Below are 6,530 nucleotides of genomic sequence, written 5' to 3'. Positions count from 1 at the left end.
GTTCCTGCTGCGCGGAATGAGCAAGGAGGAGCTGCTGGGCGCTGTATTTGCTCTCTGGACGGAAGAGGAAACGGCCCTTCAAGATGAGGCCCATACGGCACCGGGTGGTGTGCTTGCTGCAGAGCTTGCCCGGCTGGAGCGGAAAGGCCCTGCTGTACCCACCGGGGAATGGCTGGCGGAGGCGGCAGCCGAAGGCTCGCTGCACCAGCCGGGGCCTTTGTTTCGTGAGATTGCTTCCCGTCCTTTTCCTGCCTCGCCGGTCGTGGCGAAGGTGACGGAGAGCTGGGAGGCTTTATTGCCGAATACGCCCAGGGCAAGCGAAGGTCTTACTCTAATCATGCGGCATGTGGCAGAATCCGCCGCCCGCCGGGCGGCGGTTGATCAGAAGCCGGACTAAGGCACCGCAGACGCTGTGGACCGTAATATTCATGGCCCTGTCGTAATCATTCCCCAACCGGACAAAGTTGGAATCTTCGGCCGCCAGGTTGACCCTGTATTGCTTGAGTCGCTTCGTCAGGCGGACGCTGCAAAGTCTGCTGATTTCGCTCAGCTTCCGGTAAGGGAGATCCGGTAGACGAAAAAGGCCCTTGGCCTCCTTTGGCCAAGGGCGAAGATTCTGTTTTAAACAAGGAGAAGAGCATTAGGTTCGCGGATATGTTTCTGTATTAATAGCGATTTACTGTGTAGTTGTTCTCGTAATTATTATCCCAGTACGTTTGTCCAATTGCGGTGTAGGAGATAGCGTACTGAATTTGCGTAACACTTGGGTCAATATTATTAAAGCTGAAATTCCAGATTTCTACGCTGCCATCGGAGTTCCCCGGCATGGAGTAGCTGGCGTATCCTTCCCTGGTTGTATTCCAGTTATCGGTTGTATACTTGATTTTAACTTCTTTGCTGTAGTCTAAATTTTTGACATATATACTTCCCGAGAAGGTGTTCTTATATAAATCATCGTAAGCGCGAAGGACTTGCGGTTTACCAAGAATGGTTGAACTTTCATTAAAACGGCTGACGGAATAGTTTTGTCCGTTGTTATTGTCCCAATACGTTTGTCCATTGACTTGATACTTAATTGCAAATTGAATCGTTTGGGCATTTGTGAGCTGCGGATTATTATTGTTCATGATATCGGTGGAGACCATAAAACCCCATTTTTCATGTGTAGAGTCCGTTGGGGCTTGATAGGAGGCGTTCGTATCATACCACTTACCGTCTCCAGGAGTATAGTGAATAGTTACAGTTTTCTGGTAGCCCAAGTTGCTTACTTCGATATTGCCGCTGAATCCAACGTATCCATACTTGTAAAGATATAGATTGGCTGAAGTCAGTTGAACCGGCTGGTCACTGGCAAAGACAGATTGTGCAAACGTTAGCACAAAAACGGCTGCCAAACCGAAAATCGAGAATCTCTTCATCATTTTCTTGAACATTTTACGACATCTCCTATTTTTTGGTATGAAATTCAGGGTAAATATACCATAGCGTGTACCAGGAATAAACATATATTATGTGAATTTTTGATGTAATGGATATATTTAGTTCTTATGGATTGCATCCGTAGAGCAAACGTTTGCATTTTTATGTAATCTTTAAGAAAGTCTCTGGAGTACGGTGGACGGAGACTATTCTAGGACAGAACGTCCTTCTAAGAACCAGCGGGCGAAGCAGAGGCAATTGGAGAAAAACAGCAAGGCAGTGCGGGAACAGCATCATAGCTGCTCCCGCACTGCCTTGTTTGATTTCCGTTCTTGCTATCCCTGCAGGGAGGACGGGACTATTCTCCAGCGGGACTGTCTGTGGGGCGGCTACCCCCGGACAGCTCAAGAATTTCGCTGCGCAGGCGGAGCATCTTCTGATCCAGCTCGTCTGCGGCACGAGCCGCTTCCTTCAGCTCCTCGGCCACATGCGGAGGCAGCTGCTTATCGAATTTATAGTAGAGGATATGCTCCATACTGGCCCAGAAGTCCATGGCGAGTGTCCGCAGCTGAATCTCTGCCTTCACCCAGCGGGTTCCATCAAGCAGTACGAGCGGGATGGCTATAATGACGTGAAGACTCTGATAACCGTTCGGTTTAGGCTGGGCGATATAGTCTTTGATCTCCAGTACCCTGATATCTTCGCGGACACACAAATGATCTACCAGCCGGTAGATATCCTTTACAAAGGCGCAGACAATCCGCATGCCGGCAATATCATGAATGTGCAGCTCCATATTCTCCAGGGTGAACTCATGCCCTTTGCGTTGCATCTTTTTCAGGATGCTTTTGGGTTCCTTAATCCGTGACTTGATATGCTCGATCGGACAGTAGCCGTCGCGCACCTGCCATTCCGTTTTGATTACATCAATTTTATTCTCAAGCTCGTTCAAAGCATGGCGGTAAAGTGCCGGCAGGGTTTTGAAATCCTCGACCTGTCTGGCGAAATCCTCACTGCTCTGCCACGTCTGCAGATCCTTGACATGCACCTGCAGCTGATTCAGTGTAACTTGTGTACTATCGTCTTCTTTCACTGAGACTCTCCCGGGTTTCATTATTTGTGACTATTCCAGTTTAACCGATTTTAGGCCCTGGAAGCAAAATAACATCCGACATCCCTAGCGGGTTACCGAAAGAACCGGACGGGTTAGCGCTTGAAACGGCCCGCACCAAAAAAGCGGAAACATTCTTTCCACATCAGCGTATTAGCACACATAAAGAATGATTATCCGGCGTAATTATTTGTTCGTAGGTGATCCATCACCATATCCCTTGTCCTCATACCCCGTATTTTCCAGTTTAGAAAGCACGCCCAGCTGCTCGATAGTTTGCTGTGTCTTAGCACTTCCAACGCGGTGCAGATATCTGTAGAGCCTGATGGTTCCATTATCAAACTGTTCGGCAGCATCATCATGATCGGCGGATTTATAGGGCACGGCGGCGCGGCGGAAGGCATAATTATCTTCTTGCCCCAGATTCTGAAGCAGATCTTGAAGCACTGTCAGCTCATCCTTGGATACCAGCACCTCAAATTCATTGGAGTCACCGGGTACATCCCGGATAATTCCGTGATTCACAGAAACGAAATAACTTGTTTTGGGTTCGTCCGGCAAAGTGAATCCCTCCCTCTTTGTTTCGGTAAGGTTCGCGTGCGGGTTATGTTTACTAATTTACACAGAACGACAAATAATGAATCTATTCGAGACTTTTGGTATGATAGAAGCACGTTTCCGGTAATGCGCGAAGCGGTAAGGTTCATCTGATCTTTTTTGGCTAATTATCAGCCCTATTCTCACTCTGGAGAAGGAGGAACTACAATGAATATTCTGCAACGCATTAAAGACGGTGCCAGCCGGGTGAGTGAAAAAGCGCAAAGCTCGGTGGAAATAGGTAAGCTGAATGGGCATATTTCCGATATTGAACGCGAGATGGAACTTGAATTTATGAAAATGGGCAAGCTTTTCTATGACGGGTACCGTGCAAGGGATCTGTCGGTGGCCGAAGGGAAAATGGTGGAGCTGTCTAAGCTTTGTCTAAAACACCAGGAGCAGATTGATGAACTGCGCTTCAAGATAGCTGAGCTCAAAAATGAACGGCTGTGCGTATGCGGCAATGTGGTCGCGCTGGATGCGAATTTCTGTCCGAAATGCGGTCATAGGCTCGAGGCGCCGGCTCCCAAAAAAGAAGCACCAGCCGTAACGATCCGTACGATTCATGATGATGAGGAAGATCAATACTATGGTGAAGATGAACTGACCGAGGAAGAAAAAGAGTTAGCGCTGAGAACAGAGCAGCGGACCGAGCACCGGACCGTGTACACCGATGTGCTGCATGATGACGAGGAGCTTGAGGCACAGAGGTATGCCGTCCATATCCCGGAGAGTGAGCGGGGGCGCCGGGAAGCTGACGAGCTGGAGCGGGAGCGGGAAAGACAGCTTGAGCTGGACCGCCGCATCCGGGATTGGAAGGCTGGTGAGCACTCAGAGGAAGCGGCGGCAGTCAGCGAAGGAACCGTCCGGGACATCGTCAAATGCCAAATTTGCCGGGCAGACCTGCCTAAGGGCTCGATGTGGTGCCCGCGCTGCGGTTCAGAACAAATCTAGTAACAGAGTACTTAGATTCACCGACTAAGCTTGTAGCGTATTAGGAGGACAACATAGATGGAACAGTTGCTGCTGCATCTGCGCAATTTGGGATTCACGGAAATGGAATCCAAAATTATGGTCGAGCTGGCTACCAAAGGCGAGGCTTCGGGCTACGAAGTGGCAAAGCAGCTAGGAGTATCAAGATCCAATGTATACGCCGCGCTTCAGCGTCTGACGCAGCAAGGGTATGTGAGATGCGGAGAAGGAGAGCCTGCACGTTACAGCGTGCTGGATCCGGAAGAGCTGGCGACCATGATCTCCGCCGGGTACAGGCTTCACTGGCCTATATGGAGAGTGAAATGCCGCGCGGCGGTCCGGTTAGCCCTTCGTTCTATAATATCGAGGGTGACCGCAATATGCTGGGGGCGCTGATCCGCCAGCTGAATTTGGCTGAGAAGGAAATTGTGGTGGATGTGTGGCGGGAGGAAGCCTCCCTGCTGCGCAATGAGCTGGAACAGGCGGAGCTGCGTGGAGTGAAGCTACTGTGGGCCTTTGATGGCGGCAATGCAGCTCCGGCCCCGTATCCGGTCTGGCCGCCGCTGGGCGGGAAGGCGCGCAGGGGCGGAGGGCGGAAATTCTCGTTTGTCATTGACCGGAGCTGGTGCATGCTGGGCATGCGTTATGAGGACGGTACGGCCCAGGCGGTAGTGACCGAGCATGAGGTGCTGATTGAGCTGCTCCTGAACCACTTTTCGCAGGAAATGGTGCTCTTCGAGCTTGAGGAAGATATGGGGCTTGAGCTGACACAACGATATGGTGAGCGTTACAGCCGCATTTACAGCAAATATGTGATGCATGATAAGGATACGGATGAGCACGGGAAGGATCAGGCGGAATAGCTCCGGGCAGGCGCAGCCGACATTAAGCTGGGGAGGTGAGAAGCGTGGAATGTATTGTTCATTTTGATGTGCAGCATCCCGAAGGCGCCAAGTCATTGCGGGGTCTGCTGTTTCTGGAGGAAGGTAAAACGCCGGGGGAAAAAGAGCTGATCGACATGTTCAAGGACATGAAATTCGATGTTCGGCTGGAAGACCGTGAGAAGCTGATCTTCAAGCCGGTGAATCCGGCAGAGAAGTATTCGGAAATCCGGATTACAAGCTATGACGGCGGCAAGGCAGGCAGCAAAGAGGATCACGACCTGAAGTCTATTGTCGGTAATCTGCTGCCGCAGAAGCCGACCGGTCTGTAGAAGAAGGATACCAGGGTCCATTTGAATCTGAGGAGAAAAGAGGGAGCACGAATGGAATTGTTGAGACAGAAGGTCATCAATGAAGGTATTGTTCTCGGTCAAGGTGTGCTCAAGGTGGATTCTTTTCTGAATCACCAGATGGACCCCTTTCTGATGCGTGAGGTCGGCCGCGAATTTACCCGCCGCTTTGCCGGAGAAGAAGTGACCAAGGTGCTGACCATCGAATCCTCCGGGATCGCACCCGGTATTATGACGGCGCTGGAGCTTGAGGTTCCGCTGATTTTTGCCCGCAAGCAGAAGTCGCTGACTCTGACGGAAGATATTTACGTGGAGACCGTCTATTCTTTTACGAAAAAAGAAAGCAATGATATTACCGTTTCCAAAAAGTTCATCGCCCCCGGCGAACGTGTGCTGATAGTCGATGACTTCCTCGCAAACGGGGAAGCGGCCTTCGGATTGGCCCGGATTGTCGAGCAGGCAGGCGGCACAGTCATAGGCATCGGCATCGTGATCGAAAAGGCCTTCCAGCCGGGTAACCGGCTGCTGAAGGAAGCAGGCTACCGTGTAGAATCGCTGGTGCGCATTGCTTCTCTGGAGGATGGGCGTATTTCATTTGTGGAGGAAGATGGAGTGCAGGCGGGCTGAGCACTTCGTGCGGTGCGGGAAGCCTGGTAATCTATAAAATGTGTACACATTCTTAGTTAAAAGCCTAAAGAGGGGAATTCCAGCCGTTGCTGGAGTTCCCCCTCTTTGGGCTTATTTATCTATCTGGTGCGGCCGCAAATTTGGTGTATAACGGACGGAGCCCATAGAGACCTATACTAGATCTTCACCGTCTTTGTTGCTGCCATGGAGCGGCATGAATGTCTATTGCACTTTATGCTGCAGAATACGCCATTTCCGAGGTGCGAATTGAATTCTATTGCATTTCATGCATTAGAATCAGGAAAATAGCAGTCACAAGTAGGTATTAAGGAAAATCTACTGTACAAACTGCAACAGAATGTTCTTTAAGCTGCTGTACTGCTGCTTGTGATTGTGCTAAGTGCAGCAGATTCCAATGGAGAATGTCTTGCCTCCATGAGGTGCCGGACCGGTTAATTGATCCGGCATGGCAGGATCACCCACTCGCCTGGCAGGAGCCGGCTTCAGCGGCTCCGACCTGCGCCGCGGCGGCCAGCGGCGTCAGCACGCGCAGCGCGCCCGGCTCGCAGCGCA

At 50.9% G+C, this 6,530-nt stretch carries 9 protein-coding genes and 1 pseudogene; 7 read left to right on the top strand and 3 right to left on the bottom strand.

Features of this window, described 5'->3' with window-relative positions; genetic code table 11:
* A pseudogene (locus tag AQR02_RS25020) lies at window positions 1–397 on the top strand (phosphoribosylglycinamide synthetase); the annotation flags it as partial.
* Window positions 398–412: 15 nt separating this feature from the next.
* Window positions 413–574 carry a hypothetical protein gene (locus AQR02_RS32660; protein WP_159067839.1) on the top strand — a complete coding sequence of 54 codons (162 nt, stop codon included), beginning with the start codon at window positions 413–415 and terminating at the stop codon, window positions 572–574.
* 91 nt (window positions 575–665) lie between these two features.
* Here the strand turns inward: AQR02_RS32660 and AQR02_RS25015 are convergent, their stop codons facing one another.
* From AQR02_RS25015 to AQR02_RS25005, 3 genes are all read right to left on the bottom strand, one after another.
* Window positions 666–1,433 (bottom strand): carbohydrate-binding protein, encoded by a 768-nt coding sequence (locus AQR02_RS25015; RefSeq protein WP_054943111.1) that lies wholly within the window; start codon window positions 1,431–1,433, stop codon window positions 666–668.
* Between the two features lie 344 nt (window positions 1,434–1,777).
* Window positions 1,778–2,512, bottom strand: a complete 735-nt coding sequence (locus AQR02_RS25010; protein ID WP_054943110.1) for a GTP pyrophosphokinase — start codon at window positions 2,510–2,512, stop codon at window positions 1,778–1,780.
* 204 nt (window positions 2,513–2,716) lie between these two features.
* Window positions 2,717–3,091: a hypothetical protein gene (locus AQR02_RS25005; RefSeq protein WP_054943109.1), complete on the bottom strand. Its 375-nt coding sequence runs from the start codon at window positions 3,089–3,091 to the stop codon at window positions 2,717–2,719.
* A 204-nt stretch (window positions 3,092–3,295) separates the two neighbouring features.
* Here AQR02_RS25005 and AQR02_RS25000 point away from each other — a divergent pair, with 204 nt between their 5' ends.
* The 5 genes from AQR02_RS25000 to AQR02_RS24985 are packed head-to-tail and all read left to right on the top strand — an operon-like array spanning window position 3,296 to window position 5,957.
* Window positions 3,296–4,081, top strand: coding sequence for a zinc ribbon domain-containing protein (locus AQR02_RS25000; RefSeq protein WP_054943108.1), 786 nt, complete (start codon window positions 3,296–3,298; stop codon window positions 4,079–4,081).
* Window positions 4,082–4,138: 57 nt separating this feature from the next.
* On the top strand, window positions 4,139–4,495 hold the full coding sequence (locus tag AQR02_RS35385) for a TrmB family transcriptional regulator (protein WP_342447501.1): 357 nt from the start codon (window positions 4,139–4,141) through the stop codon (window positions 4,493–4,495).
* On the top strand, window positions 4,411–4,962 hold the full coding sequence (locus tag AQR02_RS24995) for a phospholipase D-like domain-containing protein (protein ID WP_342447500.1): 552 nt from the start codon (window positions 4,411–4,413) through the stop codon (window positions 4,960–4,962). Before AQR02_RS35385 ends, AQR02_RS24995 begins: the two co-directional genes overlap by 85 nt.
* Window positions 4,963–5,006: 44 nt before the next feature.
* The gene (locus AQR02_RS24990) at window positions 5,007–5,312 is read left to right on the top strand and encodes a hypothetical protein (RefSeq protein ID WP_054943107.1); all 306 of its coding nucleotides are present in this window, start codon (window positions 5,007–5,009) and stop codon (window positions 5,310–5,312) included.
* Window positions 5,313–5,363: 51 nt separating this feature from the next.
* Entirely contained in the window at window positions 5,364–5,957 is a 594-nt protein-coding gene (locus AQR02_RS24985; RefSeq protein WP_054943106.1) for a xanthine phosphoribosyltransferase, read from the top strand.
* Window positions 5,958–6,530: the final 573 nt, after the last annotated feature.

It is taken from the genome of Paenibacillus ihuae (assembly GCF_001368795.1).
GTDB classification, from domain to species: domain Bacteria; phylum Bacillota; class Bacilli; order Paenibacillales; family Paenibacillaceae; genus Paenibacillus_AQ; species Paenibacillus_AQ ihuae.
Note: the sequence above shows the minus strand (reverse complement) of the source record. Positions and strands in the feature narration are given on the sequence as shown.